At 43.9% G+C, this 16,008-nt stretch carries 12 protein-coding genes; 4 read left to right on the forward strand and 8 right to left on the reverse strand.

The window, feature by feature from the left end; all coding sequences use genetic code 11:
- Positions 1–54: 54 nt before the first annotated feature.
- The 5 genes from DF182_RS03720 to DF182_RS03745 all read right to left on the reverse strand — a co-directional run bounded on the left by DF182_RS03720 (position 55) and on the right by DF182_RS03745 (position 9,482).
- Positions 55–5,385, reverse strand: coding sequence for a hypothetical protein (locus tag DF182_RS03720; RefSeq protein WP_113614329.1), 5,331 nt, complete (start codon positions 5,383–5,385; stop codon positions 55–57).
- A gap of 271 nt (positions 5,386–5,656) precedes the next feature.
- Positions 5,657–6,433 (reverse strand): alpha/beta fold hydrolase, encoded by a 777-nt coding sequence (locus DF182_RS03725; RefSeq protein ID WP_113614330.1) that lies wholly within the window; start codon positions 6,431–6,433, stop codon positions 5,657–5,659.
- A gap of 10 nt (positions 6,434–6,443) precedes the next feature.
- Positions 6,444–7,724, reverse strand: coding sequence for a MutS-related protein (locus DF182_RS03730; protein ID WP_113614331.1), 1,281 nt, complete (start codon positions 7,722–7,724; stop codon positions 6,444–6,446).
- A 25-nt stretch (positions 7,725–7,749) separates the two neighbouring features.
- Positions 7,750–8,688: a hypothetical protein gene (locus tag DF182_RS03735; protein ID WP_113614332.1), complete on the reverse strand. Its 939-nt coding sequence runs from the start codon at positions 8,686–8,688 to the stop codon at positions 7,750–7,752.
- Between the two features lie 212 nt (positions 8,689–8,900).
- Entirely contained in the window at positions 8,901–9,482 is a 582-nt protein-coding gene (locus DF182_RS03745; protein ID WP_113614334.1) for a hypothetical protein, read from the reverse strand.
- Positions 9,483–9,815: 333 nt separating this feature from the next.
- On the opposite strand from DF182_RS03745, the gene DF182_RS03750 reads away from it, so the two are divergent.
- Positions 9,816–10,727 carry a serine hydrolase gene (locus DF182_RS03750; protein ID WP_113614335.1) on the forward strand — a complete coding sequence of 304 codons (912 nt, stop codon included), beginning with the start codon at positions 9,816–9,818 and terminating at the stop codon, positions 10,725–10,727.
- 3 nt (positions 10,728–10,730) lie between these two features.
- Here DF182_RS03750 and DF182_RS03755 read toward each other — a convergent pair whose 3' ends face one another.
- The 3 genes from DF182_RS03755 to DF182_RS03765 form a co-directional block, all read right to left on the reverse strand.
- Positions 10,731–11,435 (reverse strand): LytR/AlgR family response regulator transcription factor, encoded by a 705-nt coding sequence (locus tag DF182_RS03755; RefSeq protein WP_113614336.1) that lies wholly within the window; start codon positions 11,433–11,435, stop codon positions 10,731–10,733.
- Positions 11,432–12,460 carry a sensor histidine kinase gene (locus DF182_RS03760; protein ID WP_147243337.1) on the reverse strand — a complete coding sequence of 343 codons (1,029 nt, stop codon included), beginning with the start codon at positions 12,458–12,460 and terminating at the stop codon, positions 11,432–11,434. Before DF182_RS03760 ends, DF182_RS03755 begins: the two co-directional genes overlap by 4 nt.
- Before the next feature lie 80 nt (positions 12,461–12,540).
- The gene (locus DF182_RS03765) at positions 12,541–13,617 is read right to left on the reverse strand and encodes a hypothetical protein (protein WP_147243338.1); all 1,077 of its coding nucleotides are present in this window, start codon (positions 13,615–13,617) and stop codon (positions 12,541–12,543) included.
- Between the two features lie 224 nt (positions 13,618–13,841).
- Between DF182_RS03765 and DF182_RS03770 the strand changes: the two genes are divergently transcribed.
- Genes DF182_RS03770 through DF182_RS03780 form a run of 3 tightly spaced genes read left to right on the forward strand, consistent with a single transcriptional unit; the run spans position 13,842 to position 15,980 of the window.
- The gene (locus tag DF182_RS03770) at positions 13,842–14,738 is read left to right on the forward strand and encodes an alpha/beta fold hydrolase (protein WP_113614339.1); all 897 of its coding nucleotides are present in this window, start codon (positions 13,842–13,844) and stop codon (positions 14,736–14,738) included.
- A gap of 50 nt (positions 14,739–14,788) precedes the next feature.
- Complete coding sequence (locus DF182_RS03775; protein ID WP_113616764.1) at positions 14,789–15,235, forward strand: ATP-binding protein; 447 nt, start codon at positions 14,789–14,791, stop codon at positions 15,233–15,235.
- Positions 15,225–15,980 (forward strand): tRNA(His) guanylyltransferase Thg1 family protein, encoded by a 756-nt coding sequence (locus tag DF182_RS03780; RefSeq protein ID WP_113614340.1) that lies wholly within the window; start codon positions 15,225–15,227, stop codon positions 15,978–15,980. The genes DF182_RS03775 and DF182_RS03780 overlap by 11 nt, the downstream gene beginning before the upstream one ends.
- Positions 15,981–16,008 lie beyond the last annotated feature (28 nt).

The following is a 16,008-nucleotide window of genomic DNA, read 5'->3' on the forward strand; positions in this document are numbered from 1 at the left end:
TTTTTTTAATTGGTTATAGTAATACCAACATCCACAGGAACTCGTATCATTCGCTTAGAAACCTTTACCATAGTTATAATCAAATGATCCTGTCATCATCACACCATTAGCAAAAGTTTCCTTGTAGGTTGCTTTCAAACGACCTGCTGCATCATATGCATACCTGGTGAAAAGATTATTGTTGTTCAGGACATAGATCAATTCTCCGCTGAATTTGTCATATACATAAGCGGATGTCAGGGACTCACCTGGCTGAACACGGAAGTCATCGAAATAAACAGTGGCAGCGCCGTTATTCATACAACCAAAAGAGATGGAAGCTGCACCGGCAATCGTAGTGGCTGGCACTACGAAAGAAATGAGATACCAATTACCTGCTTTTTTCAACGTGTTGACGCTAGCACTGACAGGGGCTCCATTGCCTATTTTATAGTAAAGTCCGGCAACTGGTGCAGATGAACCATTTCCTTTTACCCATACACTGGCCAGAAAACTTTTCTTAGCATCTGCAGCATCGAGATTAATCGTACAATTGAATCCCGCTTTATTTGCATCCACTCTCAAACTGTTATAACCTGTATGTGCATTAAGCGCAGGAGAAACGGCACTTTTTTCAACAACGCCATCGCCAAGACCAATTCCACCCGAAAACATTCCATTAGACAATTCGTCTTCCGCTCCGGTGAAGGCCAGATCTTTCTGACGGGCAAAAGTTCCGCTTATCAGTACTTTTGATTCATCATATCCCATAAGCGTAGCAGCAGCATTACCATATAAATCCACTCCTTCCAGTTCATTGGAATAAACATTATACAGCGTGGTTTCTCTTGTCTTTAACCAACTTATACTATTAGCCAGTGGATTAGTCCAGTTGAAGTCCGTAAACTGATTTAGCGGTGTGATACCATCCGCTGAAACACCTGCCGGCGCCCATACATAGGAAGCTTTTCGGCGCCATACATTTCCTGTTGTGATGCCGGGTTGATTTTGTATCGGTAATAGTCCGGCATTTCCGGCGCCCTTTACTTTGGCATCATTACCCCAGGTGGATACACTGGCACTCACTAATCCCAGCTTATTATTATTGGCATCTACCTTGTATACATAACTGCCTGTTGACTGGGTCAGCATATGTTTGTTGTTGAGATTACCTACTTTCATTCCCATCTGCGAGTACTTCCGGTAGGCAGGTACTACTTCGGTCATGAATGTATTACCATAGGCATCCTGCGCTGTTGTTTTAACAGCCTCGCCGGAGTAATAATCATATCCCAGGTAATTGGTAGTGGTAGTCTGGCCCGTTTTATAATCAGTGCTGGTTTCACTGGTCAAAAAGTTGGCATTTTCGGTTTTTGATGTCATGATACCCCAGTCAATCAGTTCATCATCCATCAGGTCCACTCCTTTTCTGTTAACAAAACGCTCTACGATACGTCCCTGGTTACCATACTTTGCGTAAACAGCATCGCGGTCGGCAGTAGGCACCTCACTCACATAATTATATTTTTTTCTGGAGAGATACTTTCCGTTGTTATCCAGTTGGTCTATGGCCAACACTGCACCTATACCAGCAGTATTATCCTGAATGGCAAAGTTTCGTGTTGCCTTTTTCCATCCGCTCTCAGACCAGGATGCATCTCCCAGCTGCACCAGATTAACCGCATTTTCGTCCGGTGTTTTGAATGTGTATACGGTTGCACCAGGTGCTTCAAAGCGTACCGGAGCGGCACCATTAGCTTGTTTGTTGGCAACACTGGTAGTTACTGCCACATTTTTATACATAACACCCGGAGCAGGTAATATCCTCGACAAGGAAACAATTTTCGTAGAGGCCCGGTTTATCAACTCCCGGTACTCTCCTTTCCATACAGCCTTCTGTACGTTATCTCCTTGTTCATTTCCGGAGCTTTGTAATCCGGTAAAATTCTCCGTATGTTTCTGGATCACATTAGGCTCGTAGCTTGTTACGCCAGAAGACAGGTTATTCTGGGCAACAGACCGGTAGTCATAAACAGTTGAAGTAATACGGTCCGTACTATTAATACCCAGCTCTCTCACTCTGATGCCGCCGCCATACATCACGCGGCCCGGATCATTATTACGGTAGAAATACACGTTACCTGCCACTACATTGGTGGAAAGCTGTATCGATACGGACCCCACATCTATACTGGAATTACCCATCACAAAAGGATCAGTACAACTGATCGTCACCATCCCTGTCGCATCATTGACAGATTTGATGATGAAGTTATCAACAAGCGGGAGGTTTTTTGAGAAATAATTACCCGGGTAATAGTTATACATCCGATACGTACTCACGTACGCCATATTATCGGCGGTTGAAATTCCTGCTATCGCCGGCTTGGCTCCACCTGCCGGTATAATTCCCATCGTCATCTCACACTTGGTGTTCAGGGGTAATAGATCGCTCAAACGCTCACCATATGTATTTTCCACTTTAAAGGAAATCTGCTGGCCAGGTTTATCAAATGAAAAATTGTTAGCAATCATGGAACAGCGGTTATTCAACACAGATGTGGAATAACTATCTGACTCATACTTCACTTCTATATTCGCACCCAATGCCGTTGAAATGCGACGCAAGGACCATGCATCCGTATTTCGGGCTGAAGCAGGAGTGGGAGTACGGCCCACATTGTTGTTCTGATCTACAGCTGCAGCATCATAATCACATTTATAGTAGCCCCATTTATCATAGGCATCCTGATTAAACCGCGGATTTTTAGTGGTCTCCACTGATACAGACTGACCATTAAAAGCAACCGGCAGCGGATCTGCCATTTTAAATCTCACCTCATACCTCATGGTCTTGATAGGGCCAGTGCCCTCAAGTAATAGCGTTTCATAAGTAACAACACCCGTATAAGGCATATTGTCAGGTCCCTTAACCGTTATCAGGTCCCCCTCACTAAGACGTCGGAGGTTAAGGCTAGGGAACCAGAGGGTTTTAACACTGCCGCTCTTACCATCACTGGAAGACAGAGGGCCGCTGATACTGGCCTTCTCATTAGCTCTGAACTCATAATCAAAAGTAACGGGAGGCAATACCGAAGCTCCCTGCTTGCCTAATGTAGCTACCGATAAAAGTGTTAGTTTACCGGTTTTTATCGCAGGCGTACTATTGTCAAAGCTATTGGGTGTTTGAGGGCAAAGCGAATAATCATGGTTAAACTGAATAATCCGCAATGCTTTGCTTTCAATCCCTGTTCCGGCGAGATCGTATTTATCAAATACATTCTTTCCCTGGTCGGTATTTTCCATATTTTGTAATCCTGCACCGGTCTGGGGGCTAAATGCTCTGGCATCGCTGTTGTTCAGGAGGAGGATCCTGTTTAACTTCAACACAGGCTTGGATTTGGGAGCAGAGAAAGTGCCATATACAAATCTGTTGTCTCTAAATCCCGCATGAGCATAGGTAGAATCCACCCCTTTCCCATCCTGCCGGATGTCTTTCTCAAAAATAGCTGTGTGCGTTCGGGTATTGATGGTATTCAGATAGTACAACTCCTTATTTCCCTGAGAATAGCTTTCAAATTCGGCGTCTACATCTTTGGTAAAGCCTGTTGCAGGAGTCCGCCAGTTGTAGGCACCGGTCCATTTTCCATAACCTAAGTTCACCCAATAACCATAATCACCTTCATTCGCAACACCATTTCCATCCCTGTCCACAAAATCAGGCCCTGTAATACTGGTCAGCAACCAGGTATAAGCATACAGACTATGTCTTACCTGTTTGCTCCACCTCTCTTCTGTGTCTCCCTCTTTCTTCACATTTCTGGAATAGGTCACTCCATCATTGGTATAAGCAGGCAGTCCGTAGTGGTAGGTTATTCCTTTCTCATTGGTGATGGAAAAACCGCCAATTCTGGAACTGGCATAACGTACCAACCCCAGTGAATTTTCCGGCGCCACATCAATAAATCCTTTGCTTTTGGCACTTCCGTCCATAATCTGTGATTCTGTAAAATATTCAATATGACGGGAGCCTTCCACCCTTAAACTGGCCGGATCATATCCGGGAACGATACCATCGCCGGTAAGTGGATTCTGATCAAAGGGAGCGTATAACGAATTGGTTACGAAATTATTTAAGTTTTGTGTGTACGAGTTGGAGAAATCATTGATAAAGCGGAATGACGGCCTTACAAACACATTGCTTTTATAGGTTTCAGGCACTTTGTATGACATCCCCGGCGCCAGCTGTCCATATAATCCTGTGTAATTACTAACAAATTTAATCGTCACGTTGTCAGCAGCTACTCTGTTGCCACCTATGGCGTACCCCTGCAACTGGTATGGACGTATAGAACCATTAAGGCCCTGCGCATTGACCATATAGAGGTCATAATCCGGAAGCCCTGGCCCGGCATGAAAAGAAGGCTCCGGTAACCTGAACATACTGATACCATTCGACAGATCGAACATATGATAGGTATCAAATGCCTGATTGCTCAGCGTCCCTGTAGCAGCGCCTTCGGGCAGAAATAATGAACCATAGGATTTGGTATTACTCGAATAATCCTGCCAGGTTCTGTAATAACTGCTGCTTAACCCTATATTAAAAAGACCTCCAAACAGTGGAACATTGAATGCCCATGAAGACGTCTGCGTCTGCATTCCTTCATTCCCGGTCATACCGGAAAAGAGATTAGCCGTTACCTGTTGGCCGGGAAGACTAAAAGATGCAGAGGCGCCTGCAGAACTGAGGTCAATTCCCAGCGAGCCCGCCCCGCCCATCGTAGTTGACAGCCGGGTGCTCGTTTTTAAGGTTTTCAGGTTAGTATTGAGCCCGATAGAAGCATTGTTGCCACCCATTGTTCTGAATGACTGGCTCAGTCCAACAGTCAAACCATCAAAATCCACACTAAAACCCTTATTATTATTGGTGAAGGTCACCCCTAATCCAAGAGAGACATTAGCACTGCGCAATGCAACACCCAGCCCCAATCCTACCGTCCGGCCTTCTGTACCACTCCAGTACATTCTTGCAAACTGGTCACTCGCGTTGTCATCATCGGCATAACCATTTTCACTTCTGTTAATCGCACCGGGATTTAATGTCCAGCCCAATCCCACCCAGCTGGCTTCCTCATTGGTGGTAATACCAGCATGATAAGATAAAGAGAGCGGGAAATTGCCTTCTGGTCCCGGAACCTCCACCAGGGGCATATTATAGTTAAAATCTCCCGACTGAAGATTTACCATGTCCGTAGTATCAACAGGCTCAAAACTACTGGTCTCCGGTGAGGTAGGACCTGCCGTTAATGCATACGCTGCTATCGGGAATCCTATCTGATAGGCCAATATAGAAAGCAGAAAAAAAGCAATCGTTTTCTTACTTCGTTTGTTACAGTATATCATAGGCAAGGGAAAACATGACCAGCCGTAACTGATCTTTATTTTAAAAATATTTTACCATACAAATGCTCTCAGGTAAATAGTACTAAAACGGGATAACAAAATACCTGACAGGGTTAATAGTTGTTAAACACTTTTGGTGGTTTTCAACAGCAGTTTTTATGGATCATCTCAGACGATCACATTTCTACAAAAACAAAAGAATAGAAAAAAAACAAATTAACCAATTGATTCTATATATTTTTCAATGAAAAAATATATAGAATACTAAAAACTACGGTATACTATACACGCTTTTCACAAACACTACAACATGGTACAGCACTTCATCTCCAGCTTCTTTATGTGGGGTATGCCCAACAGAAGACATGATTAGTTGAGTAGATTTTCCTGACACCTGATTAATAATTCCAGTGACCTGTTTCATACTTCCAAACTCATCGTGTTCACCCTGAATCACCAATATCGGACAAATGATCTGCGGGAGAAATTTTTCTATATTCCAGGATTTAAATGTTTCAGAGAGCCAGGTATCGGCCCAGGCTGCAAATACGGCGTCCATTTTGACGCCATGGTACCGGGTCAGTTTTTCCTTCAGGTTGGTAGTACGGTAAGCTACTACTGCATCCCTGATGCCTTTAAGCGTAATGTCCTCCACAAAAATATGAGCGCCTTCCGTAATCAGCCCTATGATAGCAGCCGGATATTTGGCGGCCGCTATCAGCGCAATGGAAGCACCATCACTATGACCAAATAAAATTGCCTGCCGAATACCAGTCTGCTGGATCAGCTCATGCAAAACATCCGCTTCCTTTTCGAGGTAATTATTACCTCTGGACAGGTCTGTGAATGGACCCGATTGTCCATATCCCTGCCGGTCATAGACCAGTATGTTACAATGGGTTTCTTTTCCCAGCTTTTCCGGAAAGTCACGCCACAAATCAATACATCCCAGTGAATCATGCAAAAACACGATCGTTGGTCTGTCCGCCGCTTCCACCTTGTGTTTTACTTTGAGTGATACACCCGATATGATGACATCTTTTAACATACGCTGCCATTTAGATGATTTCCTGTTCACCTGCCTTCAGTAATTTATTCAATCCTTCTTTCTCAAACAACAATTTTCCGAACTTCAGTTGGGACCATCCTTTTTTCAGTACGTAGGTATGCCTGGGCATCCCGTCATCAACCATTGCTTCCAGCTGCCAGGCTTCAAAGCTGCCTTCGGGCAACAGATTGTTGAGCTGATATAAATGAGTGGAAATAATAAAAAACGATCCTTTTAAATGCACCATCCCCTTGACTGTAGAACAGGTAATATCAATAGCATCATCGATATTGGTACCACAAAACATCTCATCAAATACAGCAAAACATTTTTTTCCGTTTACAGCTTTTTGCAGGATTTCTTTCAGGTTGACAATCTCCTGCATAAAGTGGCTGTATCCATTTTGAATATCATCAGTTACATTAATAGAAATAAGGAAGTCATCATAAAACGGGACCTCACATCTGTTTGCTGGCACAGCGAATCCCAGATGGGCCAGCAATACACATATACTGATTGATTTTAGAACAGTGGATTTACCCGCCATATTAGGACCTGTCAGCAACATCACATTATTACAGTTGCTAAAGTCATTGGCTACAGGGTTCTTAATCATGGGATGATAAAACTTTTCCAGCAGCAAACGATCTGCCGTTATCACTGGAAAAACAAAGTTCCGGACTTTAATTCCCTTCGCTACTGACCAAAAAGCTTCAAACACAAACAATGATTGCCAGAAAGCAGCGAGCTCCCCACTTTTGCCGGCTTTCAGCAGCCGCTTCAAAAAGCCGGGGATATCGGTTAAAGATAAACCAGTACCTTTTTTAACACTGTCCGCCAGCGGCTCAATTTCCAGCACTTTAATAAACGAAATGATGCTATCAGGATACAACTGAAACGATAACGGAAATGCTATACTGCTGATCCGTTGAAAATAAGATACATACAACTTATCCAGAAACAAAACAGCCTGAGAACAACGCGATTTGATCCTATGCCGGTCTCTGTTAAAAATTAAATTGACCCAGTCCACACTCTCTTCTTCATAGCTGCTTTTCAGGGTCGTTGTAAAATTGTACACCTCCTCAAAATCATATCGCTGATAACTGAATCCTTCCAGGATACCCCAATGCTGCACAAAGGTGCTCAGCAATGCCTGCCTGGAAATGATATCGTCATAGGATACTCCTTTCCTTTCAAACAAACCACGCAGGAATTCCTTTGCACCCGTGTTATTGGTGTAGTCAAATATTGAAATAATCTCTTTGTTGAGATAAGCATTTTCCGTCATCACCCAATTTAAGAAACAATACCGTTTATTTTTTCCGGGCTTCCAGCTGTTCTATCTTCTGTGCCTGGGCTTCCAGTTTTTTGTTTAGCTCAAGAATGTAAAGTGTTAGTTCTTCGATTTTTTGCATCTGAAGACGTTGTATCTCACCCAGATCCTGCGCATCTTTTTTAATTTCTTCGGCAGAAGGAATTCCGGGGAGGCGCTGGTTTTCTTTGATGAATTGCTCTACAGTCTGTAAGGATGGCAGTTCATACCCTGTTTTAAAAACGTAGTCCGGCCAGTTACCCAACAGCTTCACCTTTACTTTTGTGAAGATAGCGTCTCCGTTAACAGCCAAACGATACCCTTTTGCATCAGGCGTATTGATGGCCACAGCACTGTTGAAAAAATTCGTATAGGGGCTCATGTTATAGAGATTCCGGCCAGTGATATTGGCCGCTATTTGCGTATAATCATCCAATGTGGTTTTATAGGTTATAGGCGCGTGGTTGTCAGGTTTGTAAGGAAGCAGCTCAGGTGTATCATATTTTGTAACCGCCACCGTAGCAGCAGAGTGAAAATGATAACTGGTATTGCCTCCACGCAACCATACTACAATACAATTAGCGTTATTAGCATAAGTGACATCTTCCCATCCCGCAATAAATTTGTTATCGTTAATGCCGTTATAACCCTGATTCATGTCTACGTCTATAAACTGGGCTCCGGATCCCCAGCCATTGATATGATATCTAAATCTTACTATGAGACTACCACGCCACTGACTGTCATCATGGACCTGACGGCCTATTTCAAATTCTGTGGCACGGTTTGGCCCCCAGAAATTCGGGTCAGAAAAGGTAACCGGATAAAACTTATCCAGGTCGCCGCCCACAACAAAGCTGAAATCAGATTGTGCCTGTGAGTAATGAGGTACGATGAAGGATAACAGGATAACAAAAGCAACAGTAAAGAATTTTTTCATTGGTAAGGGTTTAATACTTTCATTCTAAATATCACATGATAAATGTGTTCATTCAAAGCGAATATACCGGTTTTTAAACCTGAATTCATTTTAACAATTTCAGCACTGTTTTTTCCACGATGCCCTTTCCCTTTTCCGGCTCATAAATAAAGCCATGGCTGCCATTATCCAGCACAATCAGTTCCCGGTCCTTAGCCTTATCATGATGGTCATTATAAATCTGTTGTACAGCTTCCAGCCGGAAAGTTTCTTTGATGACGCCATACCGCAATAACATTGGTATCTGCATGATCTTCATACGGGTTATTTTCCAACAACCGTTGGCGGATATCATACGCTTTATGGTAATCATCAATTAAACCAACACTATTCAGTTCAGCAGGCAGGAATGTTTCATCAAAGCCACCACAATTAGTCAGGGCACTGGTATCATAATATTGATCCAGCAGTTCATAGCCCATAAACTCATAACCTGGCGGTTGTACCAAAGCACAGTTTTCTGAAGGCCCGATAACTATCGCCAGCATGTTAAAATCCCCAACCCCGGCCATATATTCCATTACATACACCTGTGAGGTAAAAAAATCTATGATGTGACAATCATCTGTCAACAGATATTTCCGGTAGACCTCCTCATCCCTGCTTCGATCTATCAATATCTCGTTTAATCCGGTATCCAGCGAAACAAGTTCCTTCAGCTGGGGCAGTCTGCTCCATTGGATATACCTGCTCCAGGTATTATTTTCATCGTTAAGCGGACCATATTTTCCCCTTGCGGTATATAAAAATTTCATCTTTCCTTTTGCTTTGCTGCCAGTTTAATATACACTATCAGTGTCTTTATTTCATTCAATGTCAGGCTATCTTTAAATACATGTTCACCACTTATGTTATAATGATTGTCTAACGCCAACGCATATCTGTCACCTGATAACTTCAGCGCTTTACTATCCCGGATATATTTTATGAAATAATCATCAGCAGGCGCAGGCAGCCTTTGAAACAGATTATCAAAGAGGTACTGACTACTACAGGAATACGCATAGGCAGATGATTCAAACCAAATATACGTTAGTATATTTCTGCTTTTCTTTTTATCTTTTGGCCAGACATTATCATCTTTTCCTATGCAAAAAACAAGTCTCTTTGTATTACTGTTGTTACCTTTTATAACCTTTGCCCAGCTGAAGAAGAAGCCTGATGCCCGGTTACAGCAAGGATTACAACAGATCGCAGATAATTTTAAAGGTACTGCCGGCATATACGTGCAGCATCTGCAGACAGGCGAATGGGCTTCCATCAACGGGGATACTATTTTCCCGACGGCCAGTATTGTAAAGATTCCCCTGCTGGTGGGCTTGTTCAATAAAATAGATAAAGGAGAGCTGGGATACCATCAGTCGATGGTGTATCGTGATTCCAGCCGGTATGGCGGCTCAGGACTGATGCAGTTCTTTAAAGACAGCTCTGTTACGGAAGTAAGTGTGCTGGCCGCCCTGATGATGGCTTACAGCGACAATACCACATCCCTCTTGAATCAGCAGCTGGCAGGCGGTGGCGCAGCAATAAATCAACTACTGGAACAATATGGATTAAAAGATACCCGTGTCAACTCCCGTACACCCGGAAGGGAAGATAACCGTAAAATATACGGCTGGGGCCAAACCACGCCCCGTGAAATGGCGACACTGCTGGCCAAAATTTCCCGGGGAGAAGTGATCAGCCGTGCAGCCAGTGAAAGAATGTACCGCCTCATGACAAAAGGATATTATGATGAACAGGCCCTCACTCAGATCCCGCCTTATGTACAAGCTGCAGCAAAAACAGGGTCCATAGATGAATCCAGATCAGAAGTGGTACTGGTAAATGCACCACACGGAGATTATGTTTTTTATGTAGGCACCAAAAACATCAAGGACCAACGCTGGGATGCCGATAATGAAGCCGTGGAGATGATCAGAACAATTTCTGCCTACTTGTGGAAACACTTTGAGCCCAAAAGCACATGGACACCGGTTTTTCGCAAGGATAAATTCTGATGACTATCTTTTGATGAGATGTTTGTCGATCAGCTGCATCAGCTCTTCTTTATAAATTTTGCTGACCGGAATTTTATAAGTGCCGATGGTGACTTCGTTACCGGAAAGGGATTGAATTTTATTGACGGCCACTATAAATGATTTCTGTATCCGCATAAATCTGCCGGGAGGCAGTTGCTCCTCTACAGATTTCATAGTGGCCAGTGTCATAAATTTACCCAGGCGTGTATTGATGGTCACATAGTTCTGTGAGCCTTCTATATAAAGAATATCATCGTAGTTGATCTTCTCGTAACTGTTATTGCATTTGATGAAGAAAAAATCCACTGCGGGGGAAGCAGCCTGCCTGCTCTCCATCAGCTCACGGGCACGGTTCACAGACCGCAGGAAACGTTCTGGCGTGATAGGCTTTACGAGATAGTCGAGCACGTTAAGCTCAAATCCTTCCAGCGCAAAATGAGGATATGCGGTGGTGATGATCACTTCCGGACGGACGGTTAATCCCTTCAGGAAGTCAATACCTCTTACTCTGGGCATCTCAATGTCCAGGAACATCAGGTCCACCCTTTCCTGTGATAATATCTGAGAGGCCTCCATAGCGTTGCCACAGAGCGCTATCAGCCGGAGAAATCCGGTTTCCCTGACCAGCAGTTCCAGCCCTTCACGGGCCAGTGGTTCATCATCAACAATAATACACTGTAGGTTCATAACATTTTTATAGAAAGCATCACCTTATAAGTAGAAGGTCCAGGTGTGATCAGTAAGTTATAGTCACCTTTGTAGATAAGGTCCAGCCGGCGTTTCACGTTTTCCAGTCCGATTCCGCCGACACCATTGGTGGCCGGCTTAGTAACCGGTTCAACCGTATTTTCCACTTCCAGCAGGAATGTATCGTCTTTGTAATTCAGATGCAGGCGGATACTGTTTTCCCGAGTAGTATAGGTAGAAACGTACTTAAAAGCATTTTCCACAAAAGGAATCAGCATCAGTGGCGCTATCCTGAAATTCCTCACTTCCGGCCCTACGTAGTAGTCCAGCTGCAGTGCCTTTCCCTTTCGCAGCTGCTCCAGTTGCACATAGCTGTTGAGATAACACACTTCCCGGTCTATTGAGATGGTTTCGGTATTACATTCGTACAACTGGTAACGCAGCATATCCGCAAAGGTAGCCAGTGTGCCCGCGGCCATTTCCTGGTCTTTCCGGATCAGCACATAAATACTGTTGATCGCATTAAACAAAAAGTGGGGGTTCATCTGAGAACGGAGAAAACGCAGCTCATTTTCGGCACGCTCCTTCTCTGCTTCCCGGTTGCGGCGGTCTGCTGTCAGTTTGTCCTTGATCGCTTTGGCAGCAATAAATACAAATGCGACGTAAAGATTGGTCATCCCGATATACAGGGAGAAATAAAGTACGCTGCTTATCTTAGCATCGGGATGGTCTCCCTTGACCAGGGAGACCGTCATCCAGGCGATCAACAGAGAGATGCCCACCAACAGGCCTGCGGCTGTAAATGCGAACTTCCGGTATTTTTTCTGGTAGAAATAACGAGGCATCAGCCAGTATATGATGGCATACACGAGCACCGCCTGCAAAAGCAGCCATAGTCCATTATTCCGGAGCCCTTCCCACACCGGCACATGATAGGTCGCACAGGTGGCATAACACCAGAAAACCAGGTTGGCCATCCAGAAGAGGATATGTACCCCTTTGTATTTTGTAAAAAACAATCGCATAAACAGCAGCAAGGTATTATGCCCGTCTTAATATAACAATATTAATTGACGAAAGCATACTGCCGATGGATCAAACAGGCTTACTTTGCCTGCTTGTTTTCCAGCTCCTGAATTCTTTTTTCCATTTTGATCATATGCAGGGTCATCTCTTCTATTTTCTGCAGCAGCAGTTTATTCATTTCACCTACGTCCAGCCCTTTTTCGGTTACTTCTTTTTCAGAAGGGATATCAGGCAGATGTTTGTTGACTTTGATAAAGGCTTCTGTTTCCTGTAAAGAAGGCAGTTTATAGTCTTCATGAAAAACAAAATCGGCCCAGTTGCCTTGTACAACTTTTATTCTCCGAGCGCCCAGTGAGCCATCTACCACCATCTTATAACCGGCTACAGGCATTACTCCTACACCAATCTCTCCATTGTTGTTGATGATCATTCTGTAGATAGGAGCAGGAGAGGCATCTTCACCAGTTGTAGAGAAAAAATAAAATATATTATCGATGCTCGCGCCCATACCATATTTGGTAGTTCCTCCATCCATCTCGATCGCATTTCCTTTAGGAAGCCTGAGGGCCTTTTGCCAGTTTTGATTGGTCCAGTTAGTGGCTCCGTTTAGATACAATGCCCCCATCGATTTGCCCTGCTGGTTCACATAATCATCCACCGTGGTTTTAAACGTATATGGAGACTCATTACTGAGCACTAAAGGCAAGCTATTGGCTACGCCATCATATACAACCGGAGGCTCTATCGTATAAGGTGATGTATAAAAATAAGTGGTATTTCCTCTCATCCATATAACAATCGCATAGTTAGGATTGGCGCCGGATGCATCTCTCCAACCCGCAATAAAATCAGGGTTTGATATGGCATCCCGATGGATATCCGCTTCAATAAAGTTTGATCCATTTCCCCAGTTGGTGACATGATAGCGGAATCTGGCCATCAATGAACCTCTCCAGTCACCATCTACATGTACTGATGAACGCCCTATTTCCAGCTCTGCAGGAGTGTTATTAAACCAGCGGTTGTCTTTCCATAAAACCGGATAAAATTTGTCCAGATCTCCTTTTACCATAAAGGAGCCCGTTGTCTGCCCCCATGCAGGTATGGTAACAACAAATAAAAACAAGCATAATAGCGTTTGATAAAAATATTTCATAGATATTTCGGGTTTAGAAAACTCGCTACGGGTACAAACAGCCTTAAAGACTATGGTTGCAGTATTATTGGCATTTGTGGCAGCAAGATAATTAAACTTTGCATCCGAATTAAATCCAACAGTTATTTCATCATCTATTACCCGCTTCTCGTCAAAATAATTTTCCATCTCCCCCGTTAATATGTCTCTTTGTTCCAGCATTCTATCACACTAAATTATTTTTTATGACTGCGTTTTTCAAATTCGTTCCCATACGTATCATGATAATGGTCTGCCTTTTTATGGCCATTTCACAACAGGACATTTTTGCCGGCCAGCCTTATTCTTTTGCTGTCAAAAAAGAAGGACGGGGTAAACCGGTTATTTTCATACATGGATTATATTCTTCCGGTGCTGTCTGGGACGAGGTAATAGCACATTACCGCAACAACTATACTTGTTATGAACTGACATTGCCAGGCTTCGCAGGCCAGCCTCCTATAAAGGCTGATAGCATTCTTCAAACAGTGGCACATGAACTGGCCGGTTTTATACGGGACAACAAACTGGACAAACCAGTTATCATTGGTCATAGTTTGGGAGGATGGCTGGCGCTGCAGTTTGGTGTTCTTTACCCCAACTTACCAGGCAAACTGATCACTGTAAGTGCAGTTCCTTTTCTGCCGGTCTTTTGGATGGGCCCCAACGCCACAGCCGATAGTGCCCGGCCAATGGCATTGGGTATGAAAAACCAGATGTCTACCCTCACACCTGAACAGATCCGTAAACAACAAGTCACGATGCTCGCCTCCATGATCACAGACAGTATCAATATTCAAAAAGTGATCTCCATGGCCGCCAGCTCCGATTCCCCTACCCAGGGCCAGGTGATGTATGAACTGTGTACCTCCGACCTGCGCCAGGAGATCCACAAAATCAAGTGCCCCATCCTGGTATTGGCCGACTGGGCCGGCTTTAAAGACTATGGCGTTACCCGCGAAGCGGTCCTGGGAACTTACCAAAAGCAATACCAGCAGGCGCCACAGACAGTTATCGCCATGAACGATCTCTCCAAACATTTTATCATGTATGATCAGCCCAAATGGTTGATTGAACAAGTAGATTCATTCCTGGCCCATTAAGGCCAGGAATGCTCTTTTTTCTTTTCCTTCTTTTCTCTATTTTCCCTGTTATGGAGACGATTATTTTCTGCGGGATACAGGCAACAGGGAAATCAACATTTTATCAGCAACATTTTTTTCACTCTCACCTCCGTATCTCGCTTGACCTTTTTAAAACCCGGCACCGGGAAGACCTCTTCCTCGAAGCCTGCTGCAAAAGCCAGCTGCCATTCGTAGTAGATAATACCAATCCCGGAAAAGCAGACCGCCAGAAGTACATACAACTGGCGAAACAACATAAATTCAGGACCATCGGTTATTATTTCCAGTCGCGCATAGAAGAGGCACTGTTGAGAAACAGCCAGCGAAGCGGGAAAGCCTGTATTCCGGAAATCGGTATCAGAGGTGCTTTCAAAAAACTGGAGCTGCCTTCTCCTGATGAAGGTTTTGATGAACTGTACTATGTAACCATTGAAGACAACAACTTTGTGATAAAACCCTGGACCAATGAAATTTGATGAACTGGACAAGAAGATGCGGATCTATGAATCTGCCAACGATATGGTGGTTTTACCAGGAATGTATATAGTAGCCCGTATCGACGGCCGTGGTTTTACCCGGCTGACAAAAGAAATACATCCCTTTGAAGCCCCCTTTGATGAACGATTCCGGGATTATATGGTAGAAACCGTGAAACACCTGATGAACACAGGCTTTAATATCGTTTACGGATATACGCAGAGTGATGAAATTTCCCTGCTGTTTCATCCGGATGAAACAGCCTTTGCCCGCAAACACCGCAAATACACTTCCATTCTAGCCGGAGAAGCCAGTGCCAAATTCTCGGTACTACTGGGCAGTGTAGCCACTTTTGATTGTCGTTTGTCTGAGTTGCCCAACAAACAGCTGGTGAGCGATTACTTTCGCTGGCGCAATGAAGATGCCCACCGAAATTCCCTGAGTGCACACTGTTACTGGCGTTTGAGGAAAGAAGGACTTTCTGCCACAGCAGCCACTGAGAAAATTGAACGGCTAAGTACTGCCGATAAAAATGAACTGTTGTTCAGCTACAACATCAACTTCAATGATCTGCCCTCATGGCAAAAAAGAGGCATCGGTGTATACTGGCACGAAGTGGAAAAAACGGGCTTTAATCCTGTGCAGGAACAGTCTGTCACGGTAAAAAGAAGAGTCTTACACACAGCGTATGAATTGCCGATGAAAGATAATTACAACGATTTTGTTTTGCAACGGATACCATGATAAAACAAAAACAGCCGTCTCATAATAG

The organism is Chitinophaga flava, from assembly GCF_003308995.1.
Taxonomy (GTDB): domain Bacteria; phylum Bacteroidota; class Bacteroidia; order Chitinophagales; family Chitinophagaceae; genus Chitinophaga; species Chitinophaga flava.